The organism is Falsiroseomonas algicola (assembly GCF_011040385.1).
Lineage (GTDB): Bacteria > Pseudomonadota > Alphaproteobacteria > Acetobacterales > Acetobacteraceae > Falsiroseomonas > Falsiroseomonas algicola.
Map to the genome: position 1 here is coordinate 186891 of NZ_JAAIKB010000001.1, position 26045 is coordinate 212935.

26 protein-coding genes are annotated in these 26045 nt (G+C 70.4%); 8 read left to right on the forward strand and 18 right to left on the reverse strand.

All coding sequences use genetic code 11. The annotated features are described in order from the left end of the window. Positions 1-9: 9 nt before the first annotated feature. Both G3576_RS00875 and dusB read right to left on the reverse strand, forming a co-directional pair. Positions 10-1167, reverse strand: a complete 1158-nt coding sequence (locus G3576_RS00875) for a two-component system sensor histidine kinase NtrB (RefSeq protein WP_164692434.1) — start codon at positions 1165-1167, stop codon at positions 10-12. Then, positions 1164-2255, reverse strand: a complete 1092-nt coding sequence (gene dusB, locus G3576_RS00880) for a tRNA dihydrouridine synthase DusB (protein ID WP_235951339.1) — start codon at positions 2253-2255, stop codon at positions 1164-1166. Before dusB ends, G3576_RS00875 begins: the two co-directional genes overlap by 4 nt. Before the next feature lie 142 nt (positions 2256-2397). Between dusB and G3576_RS00885 the strand changes: the two genes are divergently transcribed. Next, the gene (locus G3576_RS00885; protein ID WP_164692435.1) at positions 2398-3543 is read left to right on the forward strand and encodes a bifunctional 2-C-methyl-D-erythritol 4-phosphate cytidylyltransferase/2-C-methyl-D-erythritol 2,4-cyclodiphosphate synthase; all 1146 of its coding nucleotides are present in this window, start codon (positions 2398-2400) and stop codon (positions 3541-3543) included. 304 nt (positions 3544-3847) lie between these two features. Here the strand turns inward: G3576_RS00885 and G3576_RS00890 are convergent, their stop codons facing one another. From G3576_RS00890 to G3576_RS00900, 3 genes are read right to left on the reverse strand one after another with little or no spacing between them, the layout of a single operon-like run. Then, positions 3848-5011, reverse strand: coding sequence for an acetyl-CoA acetyltransferase (locus G3576_RS00890; protein WP_164692436.1), 1164 nt, complete (start codon positions 5009-5011; stop codon positions 3848-3850). Between the two features lie 37 nt (positions 5012-5048). Further along, the gene (locus tag G3576_RS00895) at positions 5049-5849 is read right to left on the reverse strand and encodes an enoyl-CoA hydratase/isomerase family protein (protein WP_164692437.1); all 801 of its coding nucleotides are present in this window, start codon (positions 5847-5849) and stop codon (positions 5049-5051) included. After that, positions 5846-6859 carry a succinylglutamate desuccinylase/aspartoacylase domain-containing protein gene (locus G3576_RS00900; protein ID WP_164692438.1) on the reverse strand — a complete coding sequence of 338 codons (1014 nt, stop codon included), beginning with the start codon at positions 6857-6859 and terminating at the stop codon, positions 5846-5848. The genes G3576_RS00895 and G3576_RS00900 overlap by 4 nt, the downstream gene beginning before the upstream one ends. A 114-nt stretch (positions 6860-6973) precedes the next feature. Between G3576_RS00900 and G3576_RS00905 the strand changes: the two genes are divergently transcribed. Then, positions 6974-8251, forward strand: a complete 1278-nt coding sequence (locus G3576_RS00905; protein WP_207622595.1) for a DUF2254 domain-containing protein — start codon at positions 6974-6976, stop codon at positions 8249-8251. A gap of 155 nt (positions 8252-8406) precedes the next feature. Here G3576_RS00905 and G3576_RS00910 read toward each other — a convergent pair whose 3' ends face one another. From G3576_RS00910 to G3576_RS00925, 4 genes are all read right to left on the reverse strand, one after another. Further along, positions 8407-8940 carry an imm11 family protein gene (locus G3576_RS00910; RefSeq protein ID WP_164692439.1) on the reverse strand — a complete coding sequence of 178 codons (534 nt, stop codon included), beginning with the start codon at positions 8938-8940 and terminating at the stop codon, positions 8407-8409. A 303-nt stretch (positions 8941-9243) separates the two neighbouring features. Further along, positions 9244-9906, reverse strand: a complete 663-nt coding sequence (gene cysE, locus G3576_RS00915) for a serine O-acetyltransferase (RefSeq protein WP_164692440.1) — start codon at positions 9904-9906, stop codon at positions 9244-9246. Between the two features lie 8 nt (positions 9907-9914). Then, a complete protein-coding gene (locus G3576_RS00920) occupies positions 9915-10934 on the reverse strand; it encodes a cysteine synthase A (RefSeq protein WP_164692441.1) in 1020 nt (339 codons plus the stop codon). A gap of 17 nt (positions 10935-10951) precedes the next feature. Further along, positions 10952-11581 (reverse strand): peroxiredoxin, encoded by a 630-nt coding sequence (locus G3576_RS00925; protein WP_164692442.1) that lies wholly within the window; start codon positions 11579-11581, stop codon positions 10952-10954. A 173-nt stretch (positions 11582-11754) separates the two neighbouring features. Here G3576_RS00925 and G3576_RS00930 point away from each other — a divergent pair, with 173 nt between their 5' ends. The 3 genes from G3576_RS00930 to G3576_RS00940 are packed head-to-tail and all read left to right on the forward strand — an operon-like array spanning position 11755 to position 13879. After that, positions 11755-12183 carry a VOC family protein gene (locus tag G3576_RS00930; protein ID WP_164692443.1) on the forward strand — a complete coding sequence of 143 codons (429 nt, stop codon included), beginning with the start codon at positions 11755-11757 and terminating at the stop codon, positions 12181-12183. Between the two features lie 5 nt (positions 12184-12188). After that, complete coding sequence (locus tag G3576_RS00935; RefSeq protein WP_164692444.1) at positions 12189-13199, forward strand: DUF2891 domain-containing protein; 1011 nt, start codon at positions 12189-12191, stop codon at positions 13197-13199. Then, a complete protein-coding gene (locus G3576_RS00940; RefSeq protein WP_164692445.1) occupies positions 13196-13879 on the forward strand; it encodes a DJ-1/PfpI family protein in 684 nt (227 codons plus the stop codon). Before G3576_RS00935 ends, G3576_RS00940 begins: the two co-directional genes overlap by 4 nt. 30 nt (positions 13880-13909) lie before the next feature. Here G3576_RS00940 and G3576_RS00945 read toward each other — a convergent pair whose 3' ends face one another. The 7 genes from G3576_RS00945 to G3576_RS00975 all read right to left on the reverse strand — a co-directional run bounded on the left by G3576_RS00945 (position 13910) and on the right by G3576_RS00975 (position 21374). Continuing rightward, positions 13910-16252 carry a calcium-binding protein gene (locus G3576_RS00945; protein ID WP_164692446.1) on the reverse strand — a complete coding sequence of 781 codons (2343 nt, stop codon included), beginning with the start codon at positions 16250-16252 and terminating at the stop codon, positions 13910-13912. A gap of 148 nt (positions 16253-16400) precedes the next feature. Next, complete coding sequence (locus G3576_RS00950) at positions 16401-16895, reverse strand: GAF domain-containing protein (protein WP_164692447.1); 495 nt, start codon at positions 16893-16895, stop codon at positions 16401-16403. Beyond that, positions 16892-17788, reverse strand: coding sequence for a branched-chain amino acid ABC transporter permease (locus G3576_RS00955; protein WP_164692448.1), 897 nt, complete (start codon positions 17786-17788; stop codon positions 16892-16894). Before G3576_RS00955 ends, G3576_RS00950 begins: the two co-directional genes overlap by 4 nt. Next, positions 17788-18657 carry a branched-chain amino acid ABC transporter permease gene (locus G3576_RS00960; protein ID WP_164692449.1) on the reverse strand — a complete coding sequence of 290 codons (870 nt, stop codon included), beginning with the start codon at positions 18655-18657 and terminating at the stop codon, positions 17788-17790. The genes G3576_RS00955 and G3576_RS00960 overlap by 1 nt, the downstream gene beginning before the upstream one ends. Next, positions 18657-19862: an ABC transporter substrate-binding protein gene (locus G3576_RS00965; RefSeq protein ID WP_164692450.1), complete on the reverse strand. Its 1206-nt coding sequence runs from the start codon at positions 19860-19862 to the stop codon at positions 18657-18659. Before G3576_RS00965 ends, G3576_RS00960 begins: the two co-directional genes overlap by 1 nt. A gap of 25 nt (positions 19863-19887) precedes the next feature. Next, a complete protein-coding gene (locus G3576_RS00970) occupies positions 19888-20601 on the reverse strand; it encodes an ABC transporter ATP-binding protein (RefSeq protein ID WP_328728215.1) in 714 nt (237 codons plus the stop codon). Beyond that, entirely contained in the window at positions 20598-21374 is a 777-nt protein-coding gene (locus tag G3576_RS00975; RefSeq protein ID WP_164692451.1) for an ABC transporter ATP-binding protein, read from the reverse strand. The genes G3576_RS00970 and G3576_RS00975 overlap by 4 nt, the downstream gene beginning before the upstream one ends. A gap of 101 nt (positions 21375-21475) precedes the next feature. Between G3576_RS00975 and G3576_RS00980 the strand changes: the two genes are divergently transcribed. Next, positions 21476-22039 (forward strand): phosphonate degradation HD-domain oxygenase, encoded by a 564-nt coding sequence (locus G3576_RS00980; protein ID WP_328728216.1) that lies wholly within the window; start codon positions 21476-21478, stop codon positions 22037-22039. A 282-nt stretch (positions 22040-22321) separates the two neighbouring features. Here the strand turns inward: G3576_RS00980 and G3576_RS00985 are convergent, their stop codons facing one another. Continuing rightward, positions 22322-22951 (reverse strand): nuclear transport factor 2 family protein, encoded by a 630-nt coding sequence (locus tag G3576_RS00985; protein ID WP_164692453.1) that lies wholly within the window; start codon positions 22949-22951, stop codon positions 22322-22324. A gap of 115 nt (positions 22952-23066) precedes the next feature. On the opposite strand from G3576_RS00985, the gene G3576_RS00990 reads away from it, so the two are divergent. Then, the gene (locus G3576_RS00990; RefSeq protein WP_164692454.1) at positions 23067-24053 is read left to right on the forward strand and encodes a Bug family tripartite tricarboxylate transporter substrate binding protein; all 987 of its coding nucleotides are present in this window, start codon (positions 23067-23069) and stop codon (positions 24051-24053) included. Between the two features lie 12 nt (positions 24054-24065). After that, positions 24066-24671, forward strand: coding sequence for a nitroreductase family protein (locus G3576_RS00995; protein WP_164692455.1), 606 nt, complete (start codon positions 24066-24068; stop codon positions 24669-24671). Positions 24672-24715: 44 nt separating this feature from the next. Here G3576_RS00995 and G3576_RS01000 read toward each other — a convergent pair whose 3' ends face one another. After that, positions 24716-26032: an aspartate aminotransferase family protein gene (locus G3576_RS01000; RefSeq protein WP_164692456.1), complete on the reverse strand. Its 1317-nt coding sequence runs from the start codon at positions 26030-26032 to the stop codon at positions 24716-24718. Positions 26033-26045 lie beyond the last annotated feature (13 nt).

The window sequence follows — 26045 nt, forward strand, 5'->3', positions numbered from 1 at the left end:
GCGGAGGCATCAGGATCGGCTCGCCGCCTGGCGCGAGGCCGGGGGCGGCGCCGGCAGCGACAGGCGGAAGGAAGTGCGGCCCGGGCGGCTGTCGCATTCGATTAGCGATCCCTGGTCCGCCACGAGCTTGGCCACCAAGGCGAGGCCGAGCCCCTGCCCGCCCCGCTTGGTGGTGACGAAGGGCTCGAACAGCGTGGCGCGGATGGCTTCCGGGATGCCCGGGCCATTGTCCCGCACGATCACCTGCAGCGGCAGATGCACCCGCTCCAGGCTGCCCGGCACGGCGATCCGGACGCCATGGTGGTAGGCGGTGGCCAGCAGGATCTCACCGTCCTTGGGATCAACGGCTTCCGCGGCGTTCTTCACCAGGTTCAGCAGGATCTGCACCAGCAGGTCCCGGTTGCCCCAGACCGGCGGCAGGCTGGGGTCATATTCCTGGTGGATCTTGAGGTGCGCGGCGAAGCCGGAAAGGGCGATGCGCCGGACATGGTCCAGCACCTCATGGATGTTGACCGGCGCCTGCTCCACCGGGCGTTCGGAGAACATGTCCATCCGCTCGACCAGGTTCTTGATCCGGTCGGTCTCGTCCTGGATGAGCTGGCAGAGTTCCCGGTCACCCTCATTGGCGCCCTGTTCCAGCAGCTGGGCGGCGCCGCGGATGCCGGAAAGCGGGTTCTTCACCTCATGGGCCAGCATGGCGGCCATGGCGGAGGCGCCGCGGGCGGCGCCCCGGAAATTCAATTGCCGATCAAGCATCTGCGCGGTGGAGCCGTCCTGGAAGGTGAGGACGATGCCCCCCGGGATCTCGGGCAGCGGCGCGGCCTGGGCGGCGACGCCGAAGCGACGCAGGCGGGGGCTTTCCAAGACGAGGTCATGGTCGGAGACGGGGCTGTCATGCGCCCTGACCTGCGCCAGCACGCCGAAGAGCCGATTGTCCGGCGGCAGCAGCTCCCGCAGCGACTGGGCGCGGAGCGAAGCGGCGGAGAGCTGGAAGAAGAGTTCGGCGGCGGGGTTGGCGAAGAGGAAGCGGTCCTCCGCATCCAGCACCACGGCGGCGATGGGCAGCGCGCCGAGGATGGCGGCGGCTTCCGGCGGCAGCGCCGCCGCCGGCGTGGCGCCAGGCAGGCGGAGGGCGCGGGCGGCGCGGGACAGGGCGGTCGCCCTCATGCGGCCATGCGCTCCTCGTCATTGGCGGTGGGGCGGGCGGGCTGCACGCCGCGCTCGATCAGCGGTTCGTAGAAGCGCTGCATCAGGGTCAGCACCGCCTCGACCGTATCGGTGCGGTTCACTTCCGACCGGAACTCAGCCGAGCCCGGCAAACCCTTGGAATACCAGGATACATGCTTCCGCGCGAGCCGCATGCCGGGGTCCCTGCCGTGATGCTCCAGCATCGCCTCGTAATGCGCGAGAAGCGTTGCATATTGTTCGGCGAGGGTGGGTTCCGGCGGCAGGACGCCCGTGGCCAGGTAGTCCGCCACCTGCTTCGGCAGCCAGGGCCGGCCGTAGCAGCCGCGACCGATCATCACGCCATCGGCGTTGGACTGGCGAAGCGCCTCCGCCGCGTGTTCCGGCGTCAGGATGTCGCCATTGACGATGACGGGAAGCCGGGTGGCGGCCTTCACCGTGGCCACGAAGGCCCAGTCCGCGGTGCCGTTGTAGAACATCTGCCGGGTGCGGCCGTGGACCGTCACCAGCCGGATCCCGCATTCCTCCGCGATCCGCGCGAGCTTCGGGGCATTGAGGGAGTTGTGGTCCCAGCCCATGCGCATCTTGAGCGTGACGGGCACGGGCACGGCCTTCACCACGGCTTCCAGGATGCGGGCGGCGCCGATCTCGTCCTTCATCAGGGCGGATCCGGCGGATTGGCCGAGCGCGACCTTCTTCACGGGGCAGCCGAAATTGATGTCCACGATGGCGGCGCCATGGCCGACGACGAGCTTCGCGGCTTCCGCCATCACCGCGGGGTCGCAGCCCGCGAGCTGGACGGAGGAAGGGCCGCCAAAGCCATCAATGTCCTTTGGCACCTCCGCCATCTTCAGGGTGGTCCGGTTCTCCCGGACCATGGCGTTGGAGGCGATCATCTCGCTGACCACGAGGCCGGTGCCCTGGGCGCGCGCGAGGCGCCGGAAGGGCAGGTCCGTGACGCCGGACATGGGGGCGAGGATGACCGGTACCTCGATGACGGCGCCGCCGAGGTCGATGGGGCGCAGCATCGGGCCGGTCCAGCCGCCGGGATGATCGGTGTTCATGCTCATGATTTGGGCAAGGTATCGGGTGATTGACCCTGCGGCAATGCGTGAAGCGCGCGTTCCGGGGTTTCTGCCACAAAATCCAGCAATGGCGATGGCTTGCGGGGTGCGGCTGGGCGGGGCGGCGCGGCTGCGGTAGAGGTTGCGCATGCGATGCGTGGCGCTGCTGATGGCGGCGGGCAGCGGCAGCCGCTTCGGCGCGCCGCTTCCCAAGCAATACTCGATGCTGGCCGGAAGGCCCGTGATCCGCCACGCGGCAGAGGCACTGCTGCGGGAGGGGGGCGTGGATGCGCTGCTGCCGGTCTGCGCGCCCGAGATGATGGCGACGGTGACGGCGGCGCTGGAGGGCCTGCCGTGCCTGGCGCCCGTGGCGGGTGGCGCGACGCGCCAGGCCAGCGTCCAGGCAGGGTTGGAGGCGCTGGCCGCCGATCCGCCGGCGGTGGTGCTGGTGCATGACGCGGCGCGCCCCGTGGTGCCGCCCGGGACGGTGGCGGCGCTGATGAAGGCGCTGGAAAGCCACCCCGGCGCCATCCCCGCGCAGCCCGTGAGCGACACGCTGAAGCGGGGCGAGGCCGGCCTGATCGTCGAGACGGTCCCGCGCGCCGGGCTGTTCCGGGCACAGACGCCCCAGGCCTTCCGCTTCGCGCTGCTGCTGGATGCGCATCGCGGCGCGGCCGCGGAGGCGACGGATGACGCGCAGCTGCTGGAAGCGGCGGGGCTGACGGTGGCGCTGGTGCCGGGCCACGAGTCGAATGTGAAGATCACCTGGCCGGAAGACCTGGCGCGGATGGAGGCGGCGATGAGTGCCACGATGATCCCCCGTATCGGCACCGGCTTCGACGTGCACCGGATCGTGGAAGGCCGGCCGATGGTGCTCTGCGGCGTGGTGGTGCCGGGGCCGCTCGGGCTGGACGGGCATTCGGATGCGGATGTCGGGATCCATGCGCTGTGCGACGCCATCTATGGCGCGCTGGCGGAAGGCGATATCGGGCGGTGGTTCCCGCCCTCCGACAACCAGTACAAGGACGCGGACAGCGCGCGCTTCCTGGTCCACGCCGCGGGGCGGATCGCGGCGCGGGGCGGCGTGCTGGCCAATGCCGACGTCACGCTGATCTGCGAGCGGCCGAAGATCACGCCGCACGCGACGGCGATGCGGGAGCGGCTGGCGGGGCTGCTGGGGGTGCCGGTCGATCGGGTTTCCGTGAAGGCGACGACGACGGAGCGGCTGGGCTTCGCCGGCCGTGGCGAGGGGATCGCGGCGCAGGCGGCGGTGTCGGTGCTCGTGCCGGGCTGAGCCTCACTGGCGCGTGAGCAGGCAGTTCCTTGAATGCTTCGCGAAGTGGTTTGCATTTTGCGAAAATTCGCTGCGCCGCCGAAAAGGCGGGCAGGCGTGGGTCATGGCGGGCGGTGGCGGTTCAGGGCAACTGGCCCAGGCAGATCGCCGTTTTCGGCGAAAAACACTGGTCCAGTCGGCAGGCCAAAAAAAATGGGCCGGTCCTTTCGGACCAGCCCAAGGCAAGGTTGAGGAAGGCTAAGCTGCCAGGGCGGCCAGGCCGCCACATGACATCGGGGGCATTGCAACCCCCGTGCCAGAGCCTTCAGACACGCTCCAGGATCGAGCAGTAATTCGCCACCGCGGCGCCGCCCATGTTGAAGACGCCGGCGCGGTCGGCCTTCGGCAGCTGCATGTCGCCGGCCTGGCCGGTCAGCTGCATGGCGGCGAGCACATGCATGGAGACGCCGGTGGCACCAATGGGGTGGCCCTTGGACTTCAGCCCGCCGGAGGGGTTCACGGGCAGGCGGCCATCCTTGGCGGTCCAGCCCTCCAGCGCCGCGCGCGCCCCCTGCCCTTCCGGCGCCAGGCCCATCGCCTCGTATTCGATGAGCTCGGCGACGGTGAAGCAGTCATGCGTCTCGACGAAGTTAAGGTCGGACAGGCTGAGGTTGGCGTCGGCCAAGGCCTTGCCCCAGGCGGCGCGGGCGCCCTCGAAGCGGATGACGTCGCGCGACGCGATGGGCATCATGTCGGTGGCGTGGACGGCGGCGCGGAAGCGGACGGCCTTCTGCATGGACCGCGCGGTTTCCTCGTCGGTCAGGATCAGGGCGGCGGCGCCGTCGCTGACCAGGCTGCAATCGGTGCGCTTGAGCGGGGGCGCGACGAAGGGGTTCTTTTCCGATTCCGCGCGGCAGAAGGCGAAGCCGAGGTCCTTGCGCATCTGGGCGTAGGGGTTGGCGACGCCGTTCCGGTGATTCTTCGCCGCGATGGCGGCCAGCGCGTCGGACTGGTCGCCATGGCGCTGGAAATAGGCCTCCGCGATGCGGCCGAAGACGCCGGCGAAGCCCGCGGGGATGTCGCCTTCCGTCCGGCGGTGGGAGGCGCTGAGAAGGATCTCGCCCACCTGCGCGCCCGGCGTCGCCGTCATCTTCTCCGCCCCCACCACCAGGGCGAAGCGGCCGCGCTTGGCGGCCAGGAAATCCATGGCGCCATGGATGGCGGCGGTGCCGGTGGCGCAGGCGTTCTCGTAGCGCGTGGTGGGCTTGAAGCGGAGCTCGGGGATGGTCTGCAGCAGGAGGGAGGCGAAGAAATCCTGCTTGGTGAAGCCGCCGTTGAAGACGCCGACGAAGGCGCCGTCGACGTCATCGGCCTCGATGCCCGCATCCTCGATCGCGGCGCGGGCGACGCGGCCGAAGAGGCTTTCGATGTCGGGGTCTTCCAGCTTGCCGAAGGGGGTATGGGCCCAGCCGACGATGCAGGCGGTCATGGCGGTGTCTCCTCGTTGAGGGCCAGTATAACGCCGGTCAGGCGGCGGGGGACCAGGAGGGCTTGCGGCGTTCCTTGAAGCTGGCGATGCCCTCCTTCGCCTCGGGGTCCGCGCTCCGGCGGGCGAAGGCCTGCGCGCCGGCCTCGGCATAGGCTTCCGTCGCCACGGGGCCGAGGGCGGCGAGCAGGGCCTTGGTCTCCGCCAGCGCGCCGGGGGCGCCTTCCAGAATGTCGGCGATGACCCGGGAAAGCTCCGCTTCCAGCGCGGCGGCGTCGGGGAGCACCTGGTGGACGAGGCCGGTGCGGGCGGCCTCGGCGGCGTCCAGCACATGGCCCTGCAGGCAGATGCGCGTCGCCTCGCTGCGGCCCATGCGGCGAACCAGCCAGGGGAGGATCTGGGCGGGGACCAGGCCGCGCCGGACCTCGGGGGCGGAGAAGCGGGCATCGGCGGAGGCCAGCGCGATGTCGGCGGCGGTGACCAGGCCGAGGCCACCCGCAAAGGCGGAGCCCTGGATGGCGGCGATGACGACCTGCGGCAGTTCGGAGATGGCGGCGAAGCGCTGACCGGTGGCGCGGTTGCGGGCCTGCTGGCGGGCGAGCTTCGTCGCGGGGTCCTCCGGCGCGCCGACCTCCGTCAGGTCGAGCCCTGCGCAGAAATGGCCGCCGGCGCCGGTGAGCACCACGACGCGGATGGCGGTATCGGCGCGGAGTTCGGCCAGCAGCTCATCGAGCCGCGCGACCAGCGCCTCGCTCATCGCGTTGCGGCGATGCGGGCGGTTGAGGGTGATGCGCATCACGGGCCCGTCGCGGGTGGCCAGGACGGGGTTCTCGTCAGTCACAGGTCAGTCTCCGTACCGAGGTGGAAGAGGCAGTCGCCGCGGGCCGTCATGCCGGGCCAGCGTTTCACGAGCACGACGCCGTCGCGGGCGAAGTGGATGGGGGTCGGGGCGCGCCAGGGGGTTTCGGTGTGGTGGATCAGGCCGGCGGCCTGGCCCTGCGCGACGGTGTCGCCGGGCTCGGCCAGGGGCTGGAAGACGCCGGGCTCCGGCGCATGGGTGAAGCAGGCGGGATCGGCGGCGTCGAGGATGCGGGTCGGCGGGCGTGGCGGGCCGGCATCCCAGCCGAGGTCGCAGAGCCCGAGATGGCGCAGCGCGCCGGCGACGCCGCGTTCGGCCACCCGGATCGCCTCCGCCCCCGCATGGCCGCCGCCGCCGAGTTCGGTGCCGAGGTGGAGCACGCCGCGCTGGTAGGCGATCTCCGACAGCGTCCGCCCGCCATTGCCGCCGGGCGGCACGAGGTAGGAGAGCGGCGCGCCGAAGGCTTTCAACAGTGCCAGCGCCTGCGCAAACCGCGCCGGGTCGTCGCTGTGGCGGATCAGGGCGGAGGGCGCGTACATCAGCGACGAACCGCCGGAATGCAGGTCCAGCACGGCATCGCAGCGGGGGAGCAGATCCTCCGTGATATGGAAGGCGATCTGCTGGGTGATGCTGCCGAACGTGTCGCCGGGGAAGAGGCGGTTGAGGTTGCCGCCATCGATGGGGCTGGTGCGCAGCCCCGCCCGGGCGGCGGGGAAATTGGCGGCGGGGAGGATGAGGAGGCGGCCCGTCACCTGGCCCGGCTCGACCTCCCGCAGGAGGCGGCCGGCGACGATCTGGCCCTCGTATTCGTCGCCGTGGTTGCCGGCGACGATCATCACGGTGGGGCCGGGCGCGCCCACGATCACGCCGATCGGGATGGGGATGAAGCCATAGGCGCTGGCGTGGGTGGAATGCGGCAGGCGGAGAAAGCCGTGGCGCTTGCCGGGGGCGTCGAGATCGATCTCGCAGGAAAGCGTGCTGCGGCTGGCCATCGGTTTCCCCCGTGAGCACCGCAGGGTCGGGCGGCCGGGCGGTGGGGTCAAGACAGCGAACCGGAGCCGCGGCGAACCGTTGCGGTCGCTGCAGGGTCTGGGGGATGTGCGACGGTGACAGCGGCCCGGTTGCGGCAATGGTGGGCGGATCTCCGCGCCTCCTTCTGGCTTCGGCCAGCGGTGATGACGGCGGTTGCCATCGTGCTGGCCGAGGCGCTGGTGCGGCTGGAGGGCGCGGTGACCCTGCCCGACGGCATCGATGACCTGGTCTATGGCGGCGCCGCGGCGGGGGCGCGGGATGTGCTGGGGGTGCTGGCGAGTGCGACCATCGGGGTCGCCGGGACCACCTTCTCCATCACCGTGGCGGCGCTGACGCTTGCGTCGAACCAGATGGGACCGCGGCTGCTGCGCAATTTCACCAGCGATGCAGGCAACCAGTATGCGCTGGGCGCGCTGGTGGCGACCTTCGCCTTTTCGCTGGTCGCGTTGCGGTCGGTGCATGAGGGGGATGGCGGCGCCTTTGTGCCGCAGCTCGCGGTCTCCGTCGGGTTGCTGATGGGGTTCGGCTGCATCGGCGTGCTGATCTGGTTCCTCCACCATGTCGCGGCCTCCATCAGCGTGGACCGGGTGGTGGCGCTGGTGGCGGCGGAGCTTGACCAGGCGCTGGACAAGGCCTGCGGGGATGGGGCGGAGCAGGAAGCGGCGCCCGGGCCCGCGCCCGATGCCGCGTCGCTGCGCGCGCCAGGCAGCGGGTATCTGCGCGTGCTGGACGATGCGTCCCTGGCGGATTGGGCGGCCCGGTGTGGGGCGGTGCTGCACCTCGAGGTGCGGGCGGGCGGGTTCGTGGTGCCGGGCAGCGTCGTCGGGCGCGTGAGCCCGCCGGAGAGGCGGGACCAGGCGCAGGCGGCGCTGGCGGAGGCGATGGTGCTCGGGCAGTCCCGCAGCGTGGAGCAGGACCTGGAATACGCGGTGCGGCAACTGGTCGAGATCGCGCTGCGCGCGCTGTCACCCGGCATCAACGACCCCTTCACCGCCATCGGCGTGCTGGACCGGCTGGGGGCGACGCTGGCGGGGCTGGCGGGGCGGGCGCTGCCGGATGGCGTCTTCCGGCGAGAGGGCGAGGTCCGTCTGGTGCGGCCGGCGACGGATTACGCGGGCCTCGCCGACGCCATGTTCCACATGCTGCGCCAGGGTGCCGCCGGACAGCCGGCGGTGATGATCCGGATGCTGGAGGTGCTGGTGGCGGTGGCAGCGGTGGAGCCCGATCCGGCGCGGCGGGCGGTGCTGGCGCGCCACGCCCGGCAGGCGGCGACGGCGGCGTTGCGGGAGACGCGGGATGCCGCGGCGCGGCGGGCGATCCGGGATCGCCATGCGGCCATGCTGCGGGGCTGACGCGCACAGGCCTCGCGGCGAACCCTTCGCCCGGCCAGGCCGCGTGGGCGTGTCCGCCAGCCGCAGCCGACAGCGCGTGATGGTCAGCGTGCGACAGCGCGTGATGGTCAGCGTGCGACAGCGCGTGATGGTCAGCGTGCGACAGCGCGTGAGGGTCAGCATGCGACCGGTCTTGGGGAAGGGTCTCTCCAATACAGGCGTCGCCACTTCCGCTGCCGCCTGTAGGCCTGGATCACGACATCGGCAGCGAAGATCAGGCTGGGAAGATGCTGATCCCGGAACAGGCGGGCGGTGTCGGGGATATCCTTGCGGACGGTGAAATGCGTTCCAACGTCGGGTCGGTAGAACCTGCCCGTCGGCCCGTCGATGATCGCGAGGTTCATGGCCTCCGCGTCGATGGTGGGTACCCGGAGGGTGACATCGACGAACACGTAGTCACCCGCCGGCACGATGTGCCCGCCCTTCAACTCGACCTCGATCGGCAGGATATCGATCCCGTCGGGTTGCCACGCGCGCAGGAAGTCCGCCAGCGACCGCGAGCAGATGATCCAGCCCGATCCCCCGAAGAAGGTCGCTTCGCCAAGCTTTGAGGCATCGCTGCAGGACACGCGAAAGCGCGGCACCGGGCGATCCTTGAAGTAGTCGAAGCCCTTGCCGGAACCGAAGAATGTCCAGGCGAAAGGAGGCACACCGGATACCGGGTCGATGACCTACTCATGTCGGGGGTCATTCACCCACTCGATGCCACGCCACGTGTGATTTGAGTTGGCGTCTACAACCCAGTAGCCGCACTGCGTGATGTTCCTCGCGCGCCGAATCTGCGCGAGCCAAGCGCGACCTGGGTCGGTCAGGGAGCGCTGATCGCTCATTTGGCACTCGCCGTCATCACGGTAGCTGCGCCGGCAGCATCCTTCCTGGAGTGCTGGCGGTCCAGGGTCCCCTTGGACCCTGGCGAGGGGGTGAAGGGGGAGCAGAGCTCCCCCTTCGGGCCGCTACACGCCCTCCCGCTGCGATGCCCTTAACGTTCCGAGTTCCGCCCGCAGCAGCGCGATCTCGGCGCGCATGGCGGCGAGCTGTTCGCCGACCGGGTCCTCATCCGCCGTGCCGAGGCCGTAGCCGATGGAGGGGTCCTGGCAGGGTTCCTGGCCGCGGGGCGGGCGGGCGGGGATGCCGACGACGGTGCAGCCGGGCGCGACCGCCGAAACCACCACGGCGTTCGCGCCGACGCGGGCGCCTCGGCCGATGCGGATCGGGCCCAGCACCTGCGCGCCGGCGCCGATCGTCACCTTGTCCTCGATCGTGGGATGCCGCTTGCCGGGCTGGCCGGACAGGCCGCCGAGCGTCACGGAATGGTAGATCAGCACGTCGTCGCCGATCTCCGCCGTCTCCCCGATCACGACGCCCATGCCGTGGTCGATGAAGAGGCGGCGGCCGATGGTGGCGCCGGGATGGATCTCGATGCCCGTCAGGAAGCGGGCGATGTGGGAGGAGAAGCGGGCCAGCCCCTTCAGCCCCGCGCGCCACAGCGCGTGGGACAGGCGGTGCCACAGCACGGCGTGAAGGCCGGCGTAACAGAGCATGGATTCCGCCCATCCCGGCCGGGCGGGGTCGCGTTCGCGGATGGTGCGGGCGAGTTCGACGATCTCGAGCGCCATGGCGACCGCTACTCCAGCCAGGACGGCACGGGCAGGCCGCGCTCGCGCAGGAAAGCCGGGTTGAAGAGCTTGGACTGGTAGCGCGCGGCGCCGTCGCAGAGGATGGTCACCACGGTGTGGCCGGGGCCGAGGTCGCGCGCGACCTTGATGGCGGCGGCGACGTTGAGGCCGGCGCTGCCACCGACCGAGATGCCCTCATGCATCTGCAGGTCGAAGACTTCCGTCAATGCCTCCGCATCGCTGACATTGACGGCGTCGTCGATGAACTCCCGTGCGGCGGCCAGGTTGCCGGGGGCGCGGGCGGCCTGGCCGATGCCCTCGGTGATCGAATTGCCCTCCGCCTTGAACTCGCCGGTGCGGACCCAGGAGGCGAGCGCGCTGCCGCCGGGATCGGCGAGCGTGATGCGGACGCCGGCGTTGCGGGACTTCAGCGCGCGGGCAACGCCGGCCAGCGTGCCGCCGGTGCCGCAGGCGCAGGTGAAGGCATCGACGCGGCCGGCGGTCTGGTCCCAGATCTCCGGGCCTGTCGTGGCTTCGTGGGCGGCGGCGTTGGCCTGATTGTCGAACTGGTTGGCCCAGACGGCCCCCATTTCCTCCGCCAGGCGCTTCGAGACATGGACGTAGTTGCCGGGGTCGCTGAAGGGCTTGGGGGCCACCAGCCGCAGGTCCGCGCCGATCATGCGGAGGTAGTCGAGCTTCTCCTTCGACTGCGTCTCCGGCACCACGATGACGCTGCGCCAGCCCATGGCATTGGCGGCCAGCGCGATGCCGATGCCGGTATTGCCGGCCGTGCCCTCCACGATCGTGCCGGGCTGGCCGGGCACCAGTTGCCCGCGGACGATGGCGTCCTTCAGGATGCCGAGCGCCGCGCGGTCCTTCACGCTGCCGCCGGGATTCATGAATTCCGCCTTGCCCAGGATCTCGCATCCCGTGGCTTCGGAGGCGCGCTTGAGCCGGATCAGGGGCGTGCGGCCGACCGCGCCCCAGAAGCCGTCAGCCACGCCGGATGGAAGCGCGCCCCCGTCCATGTCCTGTTCCCCCTGCCCTACTTCACATCCACCCAACGCAGATAGGGGCGGTCCGCCTTCCAGCCCTGCGGGAAGAGCGACTTCGCCTGTTCGTCGCTGATCGAGGGCGGGATGATCGCCTTGCCACCGGGGCGCCAGTTCACGGGGGTCGCGACCTTCGCACGGTCCGTCAGCTGGAGGCTGTCGATCACGCGGATGATCTCGTCGAAGTTCCGGCCCGTGCTGGGCGGATAGACCATGAAGAGCCGCACCTTCTTGGCCGGGTCGATGACGAAGACGGTGCGCACCGTGATGGAGGGATCGGCATCCGGATGCACCATGCCGTAGAGGCCGGCGACATGCTTGTCCGGGTCGGCGATCATCGGGAAGTTGACCGCCGTGCCCTGCGTCTCCGCGATGTCGGCGTCCCAGCCGGCGTGGCGGTCCAGCGTATCGACGGACAGGCCGATGACCTTCACGCCGCGGGCGTCGAATTCCGGCTTGAGGCGAGCGGTCTCCCCCAGTTCGGTGGTGCAGACGGGGGTGAAGTCCTTGGGGTGGCTGAACAGCACGCCCCATGACGTGCCGAGCCATTCATGGAAGCGGATGCGGCCCTCGGTGGTATCGGCCTCGAAATCCGGGGCCACCTGGCCGAGCTGGATGGTCATGGCTTGCGTCTCCTGCGCGGGCAGTGGCCCGCCTTTGGGCAGGATAAGGGCATTGCGGGCGGCGGTTCCAACAGGGGGTTGGGGCCGGTTCCGGCTGCGCGCGGGATCGTGCATGCTTCCCGCGCATGGCCGCGCCGCTTGCGTTCCACAGGCGCGCCGCAGAGGAGATGATGATGGCAGCCGATGCCGCCGACGGGGCAGGAATTTTTATCGAGCAGAATGTGGTCTGGCTCTACACGGAGAACCTGGACCGCCTCGCCGCCTTCTACCGCGACGTGATCGGGCTGAAGCAGGTGCTGGACCAGGGCATCTGCCGGGTGTTCCAGGTGAGCCCGACGGGCTTCCTCGGCGTCTGCAACAAGCCCGGCCGGCCGCTCGGCACCAAGGGGATGGTGTTCACCTTCCTCGTGGAGGATGTCGAGAAGGCTTACGAACACTACAAGGCGCGCGGCATCGAGTTCGACGGCCCGCCGCATGTCTCGGGCGGGAAGACCGTCTATTCCTGCTTCTTCCGCGATCCCGAGGGCTACCTGCTGGAGTTCCAGGAATTCAACGACCCGCGCTGGCCCTATCCGGAAGGCCGCGGGCCTCGGCGGGGCTGAGCGGCATGGAACTGGATGCAGGGCTGGCGGAGCGGCTGGCGGGGATCGCGCTGGGCCATGTGAGCCAGGAATGGCCGCAGAAGCTGGACCATGTGCTGACGGGGCCCGCGGACCTGGTCGCGCCTTCCATCCTGCATCCGGTGTTCCATGGCAGCTTCGACTGGCATTCCTGCGTGCATGCGCATTGGATGCTGGCGCGGCTGCTGCGGCGCTTTCCCGCAATGCCGAGCGCGCCCGCCATCAGGGCGCGCTTCGACGCGGCCTTCACGGAGGCGGGGGTGGCGGCGGAATGCGCCTACCTTGCCCGGCCCGCCTCGCGGGGCTTCGAGCGGCCCTATGGCTGGGCCTGGCTGCTGAAGCTGCAGGCGGAGCTGGACGCGCTGCCCAACCCCGTCTGGGGCGCGCGGCTGGCGCCACTCGCGGACATCTTCGCGGCGCGGTTCCGCAGCCATCTGCCGATGGCGGACTACCCCTCCCGCGCCGGGATGCACACCAATACCGCCTTCGCGCTGACGCTGGCCGCGGATTGGGCGGAGGCGCAGGACCCGGCGCTGCTGGCGCTGATGCGGGAGACGGCGTGGCGCTGGCATGAGGGCGACCGCGACGCGCAGGCCTGGGAGCCCTCCGGCGAGGATTTCCTCTCGCCCACGCTGATGGAGGCGGCGTGCCTGGCGCGGCTGCTGCCGCGGGACCGCTTCGCGCCCTGGTTCGACCGCTTCCTGCCCTGGATCGGCGCGCGGAAGCCGGAGGCGCTGTTCACGCCGGCACGGGTGTCCGACCGCACGGATGGGCGGATCGCGCATCTGGATGGGCTGAACCTGTCCCGCGCCTGGTGCTGGCGGCGGCTGGCGGGGACGCTGGCGGGGCCGGACATGCGCCGCGCGGTGATGGAGGAGAGCGCGGCAGCGCATCTGGCGGCGTCCATGCCGCATCTCGATGACCACTATATGGGCGGGCACTGGCTCGCCAGCTTTGCGTTGCTGGCGCTGGATGAGGTGGGGGGAACCACGGCATGAGCGAGCGCTTCCGCATCCTCTTCGTCATCTATCCCGGGATGACGCAGCTGGACTTCACCGGGCCGCAGCAATTCCTCAGCCGCCTGCCGGGCGGCGAGGTGCTGGTCGCGAGCCCTGCGGGCGGGGCGGTGCCGGCGGATGGCCTCGTCTTCGGCGACACGCTGCCCATCGCCTCGGTCGATCGCTGCGACCTGATCTGCATCCCGGGTGGCGGCGGGGCGACGGTGGTGGCGCAGGACCAGGATTTCCTCGCGGAGGTCCGGCGGCTGGCGGCGGGCGCGCGCTACGTCACTTCCGTCTGTACCGGCGCCTTCGTGCTGGGGGCGGCGGGGCTGCTGAAGGGCCGGCGCGCCACCACCCATTGGGCCTGGCATGACCTGCTGCCGCTGTTCGGCGCCATCCCGGAGCCAGCGCGCGTCGTACGGGACGGCAACCTCATCACCGGGGGCGGCGTGACGGCGGGGATCGACTTCGCGCTGACGGTGCTGGCGGAGATCGCGGGGGAGGAGGTGGCGCAGGCGGTGCAGCTCGGCCTGGAATACGCGCCGGCGCCGCCCTTCGATGCCGGGACGGCGGCGACCGCGCCGGCTGCGGTGCTGGCACGGGTGCAGGCGGCGAATGCGCGGATGGCGCCGAAGCGGCGGGCGGAAGCGGAGGCCGCCGCCGCCCGGCTGGGGTAGCCCTGCCGGCTTGAACGCCGGTGCGCGGCGCTACCAGATGACCAGGAAGGCCGGCGCTTCCCGGAACTGCAGGACCAGATCCGCCGCTGCGTCGCCATCCAGATCGAGGCTCCAGGTCAGGGAGTCGCGCGGAGCGACGGCTTCGCCCGGCGTTCCGGTCAGGGCATCGACCTCCCTGAAGTTGTCGTCCTCCGCGGTCAGGGGATTGGCATCGATGTCCGAGAGATCGAGGCCGTCGCCATAGCTGCCGGTCGCATCCAGCAGGATGATGGCGGCCGACGGCGCCAGCGGATCCCAGACGAAGTCGATGACGTAGCTGTTGGCGCCATCCCCGCCATCCAGCGTGTCGCCCGCGCCGCCCACCAGCGTGTCGAAGCCATCGCCACCGATGAGCAGGTCGGCGCCGTCGCCGCCCACCAGGCTGTTGCTGCCGCCATGGCCGCGCAGGGTGTCGTTCCCGCCATCGCCCTCGATCGTGTCGTTGGCGGTTCCGCCGATGAGGGAATCGTCGTCGTCGCCGCCGGAGAACACCGCGCTGCCGGTGCCGGCGATGAGGGTGTCCGATCCCTCCTGCCCCTGGATCGTCGCGGCCTGGGCACCGAGCAGGATGCGGTCATCCTGTGATGACAGCGTGGCGTCCAGGCTCTCGATCCCCAGGATGCGGCCGTTGATGCCGTCCACCTGGAAGGCGCCGCTGGGCTGGCGGAGATCGGCCCGGACGGCCGCCTCGCCCATGTCGAGCACCAGCAGGTCATGGCCGTCGCCACCATCGACCCGCGTGGCGACGCCGTGCACCGCGATGGTGTCGGCACCCTCCCCGCCCATCGCGGTATCGACGCCGCCTGCCAGGGTCGGCCCGCCTTCGTAATAGCCGCCGACATCGGCATCGACGATGATGAGGTCGTCGCCCGCGCCGCCGATCGAGCGGTCCGCGCCATCGCCGCCAATCAGCGTGTCCGCGCCTTCCCCACCATCCAGCCGGTCCGCGCCGAGTTCGCCGCGCAGTACATCGGCATCGTCGCCACCACGCAGCGTGTCGGAGCCCTCATAGCCGAGCAGCGTATCCTGGCCGGTGTCGCCGGAGAGCGCATCCCCGGCCAGGCCAGCCTGGATCGAGTCATCGCCACCGCGGCCGGACAGCGTCTGCGCCAGCGTGCCGCCGCTTCCGAATACAGTGTCGGCGCCCGCACCGCCGATGACGGTGTCGGCACCTTTCCGCGTGTCGACCGCAACGCCGATGTCGCCCAGCAGCACGAGGTCGTTGCCGTCGCTGGTTCGGATGGTGAAGTCCTCGAACCCACGGATCACGCCGCCGATGCCGCCGGCGACGTAGGTGCCGCCGCCGGTCGTCACGACGGAGCGCAGGTTCAGCACCACGCCGCCCTCCATGCGGCGCAGGTCGAGGTCGAGGCTGTCGAACCCCGCCCCGCCATCGAGAAGACCGACGACATTGTCCACGAGAAAGGTGTCGTCTCCGGTCTCGCCACGCGCCGTCACGGTGCTGGCGCTGGTGTTCCTGGTAGAGCCGAGGAGGAAGACATCATCCCCCTGGCCCCCGCGCAACAGGTCATGGCTGCCGGCAATCGTCTCCCCGGCCTCGGTCAGCGTGTCGGCACCCTCATAGGCCAGCAGCGTGTCGCTGCCGACGCCGCCATTCATGCTGTCGTTCCAGCCGGTGCCGGTGGCGGTGTCGCGGCCACCTTTGATAAGGTCGTTACCCTCCTGCCCGAGGATGTGCGTGCCGGCGGTGTCGCCCGTCAGGATGGTGTCAGCGCCCTGGCCGGCCTGGATGCTCAGGATGCCTTCGAAATTGTCGAAGGTGCTGGTGATGCCGCGCTGCCGGACGATACCGGAACCGCCCTGCCAGGCCTGCCGCAGGTCGATCCAGAGATCGTCCAGCACGCCGGGGAACAGGATGTGGACGACATCGAAACCCACGCCGCCATCGGCCTCGGCCTGCGTGATCGGGTTCCAGCCCCCAAGGGTCGAGAAGACCGATTGCAGGAGGATCTGGTCGTTCCCCTCCCCGCCCAGCAGCGTGTCCCGGCCCGCACTGCCCTGGCCGCCGGGTTCGTGCCGGGCCTCCAGGATGTCATCGCCCAGGCCACCGATCAGGCTGTCGCTGCCCCATTCGCCGCGCAGCACGTCGCCGCCATCGCCGCCATCCAGCGTGTCGTCGCCTGCATTGCCGGAGAGGATGCCGATGCGGTGGTCGCCGGCGATGTCGTCGCGGCCGTCGCCACCTTCGATCGAATCATGGCCGCCATAGCCGCTGAGAAGGTCGTTGCCGTCCCCGCCCTGGATGAGGTCGCCATCGGGGCTGCCGATGATGTTGTCATCGCCGGGCGAGCCCGACATCAGCGTGAAGGACATCCGTGAGGCACTCCGCAAGGCGCGCGGAGCGGATCATGGATGGGGAGGTGCAACAATCCGGTGGGCGGCGCCCTACATAAAATTAACTTCATTCTCAGACTGATAGAGAAGGGGCGAGCGGGGGGAGCGGATCCCCCCGCCGAGCGTCTCAGCCTTCCGCGATCACCTTCAGCACGCCGGGCACGGCGAGTGCGGCGAAATGCTGGGCGAGCGCCACATGGCCGCGGCCATACCAGCCGCGTTCATGCAGCAGGTTGATGGTGCCGATGCTGCTGCCGTTCCAGCGGACTGGCACGTTCAGCACGCTCTCGCAGCCGAGGCTCCGGATGAGTTCGTGGTCGTAGAAGACGTCGCTGATGTCGGCGTAGTTGTAGCCGATATAGGGCACGCCCTCCCCCAGCACCGTGTTGAACCAATGCGTCGGGTTGATCGGCTTGCGGCCGCCGATGGGATAGGCGTCCGGCATGTTGGAGTAGTAGCGCTGGCTTTCCTTCGCCCCGGGATGGATGACCAGGATGGTGAAGAGCTTGTGGCCGATGGTGGCGCCCATCGCCTGGTCCAGCGCGGCGAAGAGGGCTTGCGGCTGGCCGGGCGCCGCGGTGGCGGCGACGACGGAGGCGAGGGCGTCGGTGGCGGTGGTCATGCCTTGGTTCTCGTTCTTTCGGGGATGAGCCCCTGCGGCCGGAAGCGCAGCAGCAGGATGAGCGTCAGCGCGATGGCGCCTTCGCGCAGCGCCGCCTTCTGCACCGGCGTCACGCCGGGCACGGCGGCGGCAAGGAAGCGCGTGCCCTCGATCAGGGTGATGAGGAAGATCGCGCCGATGATGGCGCCGCGCATGGAGCCCACGCCGCCGGCCGTCAGCGCGAGGACGATGTAGATGGTCAGCAGCGGCGCGAAGCCTTCCGGCGCGATGAAGGCGTTGTAGTGGGCGTAGAGCGCGCCGGCCATGCCGAGCACCGCCGCGCCGGTGACGAAGGCGCGGACCTTGAACCACAGCACCGGCTTGCCCGCGACGGCGGCGACATCCTCATCCTCCCGGATCGCGCGCAGCACGCGGCCGAAGGGGGAATGGGAGGCGCGGGAGAGCAGGTAGAAGGCGATGGCGACGGCGGTCCAGACGATGCCGAGGAAGATCAGGTTGAACTGCTGCGGCGTGACGGCGCCGCGCCAGGGGCCGGGGATGCCGCTGATGCCGTCCGTGCCGTTGGTCAGCCAGACCTCGTTGGAGGCGACCAGGCGGATCACCTCCGCGAAGCCAAGCGTGACGATGGCGAGGTAGTCGCCCCGCAGCCGGGCCACGATCAGGGCCATGATGCCGCCCGCGAGTGCCGCGATGGTGGCGCCGGCGGCCCAGCCGAGCGGCATGGGCCAGGCGAGCTTGCTGGTCAGCAGCGCGGAGGCATAGGCGCCGACGCCGAAGAAGCCGACCAGGCCGAGATTGACCATGCCGGTCAGGCCCCAGATCACGTTCAGCCCCAGCGCCATCAGCGCGTAGAAGCCGGCGAAGACCAGCATGGCGACGAGATAGGCGTCCATCAGTTGCGCCCCCCGAGAAGCCCCTGCGGGCGGAAGGTCAGCACCAGCAGGATGGCGAGGAAGGCGGTGACGGTGCGGTAGGCCGGTTCCAGGACCACGCCGGCCAGCTCCTCCCCCACGCCGACGACCATCGCGCCCAGCGCCGCGCCGGGGATGGAGCCGAGGCCGCCCACGACGGCGGCGGCGAAGACGGAGAGCACGACGCGGAAGCCGGTGAGCGGGTCGATCGAGGTGTCGATGCCGATCAGCATGCCGCCCACCCCCGCCAGCCCCGCGCCGATGAAGACGGCGACGCGCGCGATGCGGTTGGGATCGACCCCCTTGATGTCCGCCAGCACGGGATTGTCGGCCACCGCCCGCATGGCACGGCCGAGGCGCGTGAAGGCCAGCAGGGTGAAGAGGCTGCCGGCCGCGATGATGGCGTAGCCGGTGTTCTGCAGCTGCTGCGGGTTCACGCGGATGCCATCGAAGCGCCAGTCGCGCAGGATGGCGAGGTCATAGCCGCGGAGGTCGTTGCCGAAGCTGAAGCGGATGATGTTCTCCAGCAGGATGGTGATGGCGACGGAAGCGATGGCGACCGTCAGCGGCCCGGCGGGGCGGAGCGGCTTGAGGGCCACCTCCTCCGCCAGCAATCCGACGGCGGCGGCCACCAGGAAGGCGATGGGCAGCGCGGCGGCCACCGGCACGCCGAACTGCACATTGGCCACCCAGCCCGCGAAGGCGCCCGCCGTGCAGAAGCCTGCCACCGCGAAGTTCGGGTAGCGCAGCACGGCGAAGATGCAGTTGAAGCCGATGGCGGGCAGCATCAGCACGCTGCCCGCCATGACGCCGTTGAGAAGGACCTGGGCGAGGTCGCGCCAATCCTCCATCAGACCAGTTCGAGCAGCCGGAAGCGCCCGTTCTCCGCCACTTCGTAGCGGAACTTCGTGCCCTGGATGTCGCCCCGCTCGTCGAAGGAGACGGGGCCGGAGGCGCCCTCGTAGTTCACGGCGCGGCCGGCGGCGATCAGGCGGAGGCCGTCCGTCACGTTGTCCACCTTCTCGCCATCGCCCTGGCTGATCTTGCGGACATTGTCGCGGATCGCGGTGCCCGTCGCCTCGCCCGCCTGGGCGGCGGCGAGGATGGCGAGCGTCGCGTGGTCGTTGGTCTGGGCGGAGTAGGGATCGACCTCGACATTGCCGAAGCGGTTCTTCAGGCGGTTGAAGGCGCCACTGTCGAGGTCGGGGCTCGGCTGGAAGGTGATGAGGCCGTTCGTCACCTCATTCGGCAGGGACTGGAAGGTGGTGGCGTTGGCGGCATAGGCGAAGGTGAAGCGCCGGCCTTCGAAGCCCGCGCGGAAGAGTTCGCGCAGCAGGATCGTCACATCCGGCAGGTAGCCGTTCAGCATGACGGTGTCGGAGCGGCTGCGCATGATCTGGTCCACCTCCGACCGGAAGGCGGTCTTGTCACGCTCATAGACGATGTAGCCGGAGACGGCGCCGCCGCCGGCGCGGAACTTCTCCACCATCACCTCCTGGCTGGACGCCGCGAAGGGGGATTGGGCGGCCAGGTGGAAGACGCGGCGCGCACCCTTGGACATCAGGTAGTCGCAGGCCGTGCTGATCTGCAGCCGGCTGTTGGGCTGGGTGCGGAAGATGTAGCCCTGGTGCGGCAGCAGGGTGATGCTGTCGGCGCCCGAGACGGTGAAGAGGCTGACGCGGTTCTCCCAGCACAGCGGCGCCACGGCCGTGGTGCTGGCGCTGGCCCAGGTGCCGATGATGCAGGAGGCGCGATCGACATCGATCAGCTTGCGGGCGCCGCGGACGGCGGCATCCGGGTTGGTCTGGTCGTCTTCGGCGACGACGCGGATCTGGCGGCCGCGGATGCCGCCGGCGGCGTTCGCTTCCTCCACCACGCCCTGCACGGCGCGCAGCATGGCGGGGCCATAGGGGCCGCCCGCGCCCGTCAGCGGCGGCAGGACGCCGAAGGTGATGGGCGCGCCTTGCGCCGCCAGCTTGCCGCCGATGGCGAAGGAGGAGAGCGCGCCGGCCGTGCCGAGCAGCGCGGCGCGGCGGTTGAGGCTGAAAGTCGTCATCCCAGTCTTTCCCCTGTTGTTTGGTTCAGCCGCCCAGGAACAGGCGACGCACTTCCGGATCGGCGGCCAGTGCCGCGGCTTCGCCCGTGCGGGCGACGCGGCCATCCACCAGCACGATGCCTTCCTCCGCGATGGCCAGCGCCTCCAGCGCATTCTGCTCCACCATCAGGATGGCGGTGCCTTCCTGGTGGATGGCGGCGATGCCGTCGAAGAGGGATTCCGCGGCCTTGGGCGAGAGCCCCGCCGAGGGCTCGTCCAGCAGCAGCAGCTTCGGCTCCACCATCAGCGCCATGCCCATGGCGAGGATCTGGCGCTGGCCGCCGGAGAGGGTGCGGGCGGCGCGGCGGCGCTTCTCCGCCAGGATGGGGAAGCGGGTGAACAGCGCCTCGACGCGCCGGGCCACGGTCGCGCGGGGCTCCAGGTATCCGCCCATCTCCAGATTCTCCCGCACCGAGAGGCTGCCGAAGACGTTGGATTCCTGGGGGACGAAGGCGATGCCGCGCGCCGCCACGCCACGGGGAGGCAGGCCCGTCAGGGTTTCGCCGGCCAGGCGCACCTGCCCGGCCTTGAGCTTCACCAGGCCGGCGATGGCCTTGAGGAAGGTGGACTTCCCCGCGCCGTTCGGGCCGACGATCGCGGCCATGCGGCGCGCGGCCAGATTGACGGTGATGCCCTTCAGGATCTCATCGGCCGCGCCATAGCCGCCGACGACTCCCTCGGCCTCCAGCAGCGCGGTCACGCGTGCACCGCCCTTCTGCCCATATAGGCTTCCTGCACGCGGGGGTCGTTCGCCACCTGCTCGAAGCTGCCCTCCATCAGGGGGCGGCCCTCCGCCATGACGATGACGGGGTCGCAGAGGCTGGCCACGAAATCCATGTGGTGCTCGACGATCAGCACGGTCATGCCCTCGTCCCGCAGATGGGCGATATGGGTCGCGATCTCGGCCGAGAGGGTCGGGTTCACCCCGGCCACGGGTTCATCGAGGATCAGCAGCTTCGGGTCCGCCATCAGGGCGCGGCCGATCTCCATCAGCTTCTTCTGGCCGCCGGACAGCGCCGCGGCCGGGTTGTCCAGCACGCGGGCGAGGTTCAGCCGGCCGGCGATGGCGCGCGCCTTCTCCCGCAGCGCCTCCTCCCGCCGCTTCTGGGCGGCGGTGCCGAGGAAGGCGGTGAGGACCGATTCGCCGGGCTGGGCCTGGCCGTAGAGAAGAAGGTTCTCCAGCACCGTCAGGCGCGGGATGCCGCGGGCGATCTGGAAGCTGCGGACCAGGCCCGCGCCGGTGATGCGGTCCGGCCGCCAGCCCGTGATGTCCTGGCCCTCGAATCGGACGGTGCCGGAATCGGGCTTGATGACGCCGGAGATGCACTGGAAGGCGGTGGATTTGCCGGCGCCGTTGGGGCCGATCAGCGCCGTCACGGTGCCGCGCCGCACCGTCAGGTCCAGCCCGGCCAGCGCCACCACGCCGCCGAAGCGGCGCGCCAGGCCGCGCACCTCGAGGATCGATCCCGTCATGGCGGCGGACGCTACACGGACGATTTACAAACAGAAAGCCGGTCATTGTCGCGCGATGATGCGGTGCGGCATCATGCCGCCGCGCGATGCAGGAGACGGCCGTGACGCAGGACCCCCGCCTGGCGGCGATCGAGACGATGCTGGAGCAGCGGGCCGACGGCACTTACGGCCTGCACGAGATCACGCAGAAGCAGCACGCGCTTCAGGCCGCCATGTTCGCGGAACAGCGCGGATGCCCGGAAGCCCTGGTGGTGGCGGCCCTGCTGCATGATGTCGGGCACCTCGTGCACGACCTCGGCGAGAATCCGGCGGAGCAGGGAATCGACGACCGGCATGAGGAGCTGGGCGCTGCCTGGCTCGCCCGGCATTTCGGGCCGGAGGTGGCGGAGCCGGTGCGGCTGCATGTCGCCGCGAAACGCTTCCTCTGCGCGACGGAGGCCGACTATTTCGGCAAGCTCTCCCCGGACAGCGTGCTCAGCCTGTCGCTCCAGGGCGGGCCGATGTCGGCGGAGGAGGTCGCGGCCTTCCGGGCCAACCCGCAGCACGAAGCGGCGGTGGTGCTGCGCCGCTTCGACGAGGAGGCAAAGGTCACGGGGCTGGAGACGCCGCCCGTGGCGCATTTCCTGCCGATGGTGGCGCGGCAATTACGGCCGGCGCCGGGGTGAGCGAAGCCTTGGGCGGCGGCGTCCGGCGCAGCGCGGTCTCCGCCTGCGCCTGCGCCATCACCGCGCCGCGCAACAGGCCCGAGGCGAGCAGACGCTCCCGCCGGAAATCCTGTTCAGTCATACCAGCCATCCTTCCCAAACCCCGGGGCCTCCTGCCCCTCGCCGCCCCGAAACCCGGAGCGGTGCCGCAACGCTTCTGCCAGCGATTCGTGTCATCGCCCCGGCAGGGCGATGACGCGAGCGTGACATGGGAAGGGCTTACGGAGTGTTGAGAGGGCCTGACTATTCCTCCCAGCCCGGGGCTTCGCCCGCCAACCAGCGGCGGCCGGCGGCGTAGAGGGCCTGGACGCGCTCCCCCTTCAGCCCGGGCATGTCGGTCTTCACCTCATAGCCGATCTGGGTCTGGAGATAGGCGAGGTGGCGGTAGCCCTCCGGGAAGCGGGCCAGCAGGGCGGGGTCCAGGCTGAGCTTCGCCGCCGGGTCCACCGGGTCCATCCGATCCTTCTCATAGATGGGCTGGCGGAGGACGATGCCCCACTTGCCGTCGCGCTCCTCGATGAAGTCGTGGAAGCGGCCGGTGCAGACGACATCGACCAGCACGCCATGCACCTCCGCCCGCTGGCTGATCGTCATCTTGGTCTGGGCGATGGCGCGGTGGCCGGCCCGGTCCCCTGAACCAAGATCCACGGAGCAGCCGCCGAGGAAGTGGAGGATCGAGACGCCCTTGGCCCAGCCGGCCTTGGAGGCCTCGATGAACTGAGCCGCCGGGGCCTGGCACCAGGTGGCGAACATGCGGCCATCCTCGTGCCAGCAGGTGGCGAAGCGGTCCCAATCCCCGGCATCGCGCCAGACCGCCCAGTTCTGCACGAGTTCGGCGACCTGGAGGCGGCGGAGGAGAAGCGCGTCTGACATCGGGATGGGCTCCGGTGGTGGGTGCAGGGGACGTTTCGGCCTTGACGGGCCGGCGCCGTGCCGTAGGAGGACGCTTAACAAACGATTGCACGCCGCTTGGCAAGGAGGTTCCGTCATGGCCCAACCCGTGAGCCTGTCCCGCCGCGCCCTGCTGGCCGTCGGTGCCGGCCTGCTGGCTTCCCCTGCCCTGGCCCAGCCCCGCTGGCCGGACCGGCCGGTGCGCTTCCTCCAGGGCTTCGCGGCCGGCGGCACGACGGACATCGTGGCGCGGCTGCTCGCGCCTTCCATGGCCGCGGCCTTCGGGCAGCCGGTGGTGGTGGAGAACCGGGCCGGCGCGGGCGGGACGCTGGCCGCGGAGGCGCTGGCGCGGGCCACGGACGGCCACACGCTGATGCTGCTGAACAACGGCTTCGCCGTCTCCGCCGCGCTGTATCGCCGCCTGCCCTATGACCCGCGGGCCGATATCGAACCGATTGCCATGGTGGCCTCGATCGGCCTGGTGCTGCTGGCCGGCACGGGGCCGGAGGCGCCGGCCGACCTGGCCGATCTGGTGCGGCGGGCGAAGGCGCGGCCGGAGCAGATCAACGTCGCGACCGTCGGCGTCGGCAGCACGCAGCATTTCGTGGCGGAGGCCATCCAGGCCGCCGGCGATTTCCGGCTGATGCACATCCCCTATCGCGGCACGCCCGCCGCCATCGTGGCGCTGCGCAACAACGAGGTGCAGGTGGTGAGCGAGACGGCCTCCGCCGTGCTCGGCCAGCTGCGGAGCGGCGAGGTGCGCGCGCTCGCCATCACCTCCCGCACCCGGTCGCCTTTGCTGCCGGAGGTGCCGACGGTGGCGGAGGCGCTGGGTCGTCCTGACTTCGATATCGAGACGTGGTACGCCCTTGGTGCCCCTGCCCGCACCCCTCCCAGCGTGGTGGAGCGCATCACCGAGGTGGCGCGCGGCCTGCATGCCGACGCGACACTGCGGGCGCGTCTCGGTGAACTCGGCCTGTCGCCGCGGGAGCCGGGCACGCCGGCCGAGACCAAGGCCACGGTGCATGCGGAAATCGCACGCTGGGCCGAGGTGATCGAGCGGACCCGCATGGAACGACAGTAAGGAACCCTCCCCATGTCCGATCGCAACGCGCCTGCCGCGCACCCCATCCATCCGCTGATCGCCACGCGGCACAGCCCGCGCGCGTATACCGATGCGCCGGTGACGGCGGAGCAGCTGGCCTCCATCCTCGAGGCCGGCCGCTGGGCGGCGTCCTGCTTCAACGAGCAGCCCTGGAACTTCGTCGTCGCGCGGCGGGACGCGGATCCGGAGGCCTTCGCGACGCTGCTCGGGCTGCTGGGGCCGTTCAACCAGGTCTGGGCGAAGCATGCCGGGGCGCTGGTGATCACCGTGGCGCGCAAGGTCTTCACGGGCAACGGCAACCCGAATGCGGTGGCCTATTACGATGTGGGCCAGGCGGCGGCGAACATGGTGCTGCAGGCGGCCTCCATGGGCCTGGCATCGCGCCAAATGCGCGGCTTCGACGTGGAGCGCGCGCGGGTGGAGCTGGGCGTCCCCGCCGACAATGATCCGGTCTCCGCCATCGCCTTCGGCGTGCCGGGGGATGCGGGCGCCATCCTGCCGCCGGACGTGGCGGCGAAGGAAGGGCTGCCGCGGGTGCGCAAGCCGATCGGCGAGTTCTCGCATGTCGGCAAGTTCGGCGCGTCCTTCACCGGCTGAACTGACAGCTCCCTCCCCCGCAAGCGCGGGGGAGGGAGTGGCGCTTAGCCCACCGCCGCGCGGATCAGGTCGGCGCGGATCTCGAGAAGATCGTCCATGGCGGCGAGGAAGCCCTGCCGCTCCTCGGCGCCAACCGCCAGCGACAGCGCGATCATGCCGCGGCGGGCGATGTAGAAGCCGCGGTCCAGCAGGTCGAGGAACAGCAACTCCTTCAGCGGCTGGTTCATGGCATTGGCCTCCGCGGCGCTGCGCGGCACCGCGTGGCCGAAGTGGAAGGCCATCATGCTGCCGCGGCCCGTCACCAGCATCGGCACGCCATGCTTCCTGGCCAGCGCGTTCAGCGCATCCCGCAGCGCGTCGCCATTGGCGTTGTGGGTGACGGCGACATCGGGCGTGTAGATCTCCGACAGCGCGGCGATGCCGGCGGACATGGTCAGCGTGTTGTTGTTGAAGGTGCCAGCATGGGGAATCGCATCCGGCCGGCGCGGATCGAAGATCGCCATCAGCGACTCCCTGCCGCCGAAGGCGCCGAAGGACATGCCGCCGCCGATGTATTTTCCGAGGGTCGTCATGTCGGGCATGACGCCGGTGGCCTCCTGCAATCCGCCGGGGGCGAGGCGGCTGGTCATCACCTCGTCGAAGATCAGCACGGCGCCGGTCTCGGTCGCGACATCGCGCAGGGCTTTCAGGAAGGCCGGGGTCGCGGGGATGCAGCCGCCGCCGCCCAGCATCGGCTCCAGGATGATGGCGGCGAGGTCCGGGGCATGGGCGCGGGCCATGGCGAGCGCGGCCTCGACGTCGTTGTAGGGGGCGACGACAGTCTTGTGCGGCACGTTGATCGGATTGCCGCCGCCGGCGAAGGTCATCAGCCCGCCATGGTAGCCGCCATCGAAGCCCATGATGGTCTTGCGACCCGTGGCGATGGTGGCGGTGGCGAGGGCCAGCAGGTTCGCCTCCGTCCCCGAATTGGTGAAGCGCACGCGCTCCACCGAGGGGAAACGGGCGCAGACGAGTTCGGCGAAGCGGCCCTCGAAGCGGTTATGCGCGGTCAGGTTCACGCCGCCATCCAGCGCGCGCAGCACGGCGGCGCGGATGGCCGGGTGGGAATGGCCGAAAAGGCCGGCGGTGAACTCCCCGATCATGCTGACCACGCGGTGGCCGTCGATATCGGTCAGCAGGCAGCCCTCCCCCTTCTCTGCCGTGAAGGGAAAGGGGCCGTGGAACAGGACGGAGCGGGTATTGCCGCCGGGCATGACGGCGAGGGCGGCCGCGTGCTGCGCCGCGCTGGCGGGGCGCGCGGCCGCATACTGCTCCCGCGCCTCGACCAGCGCGTCGTCGAGCATGGCGTTGCGGCCGGACATGGCAGGCTCCCCG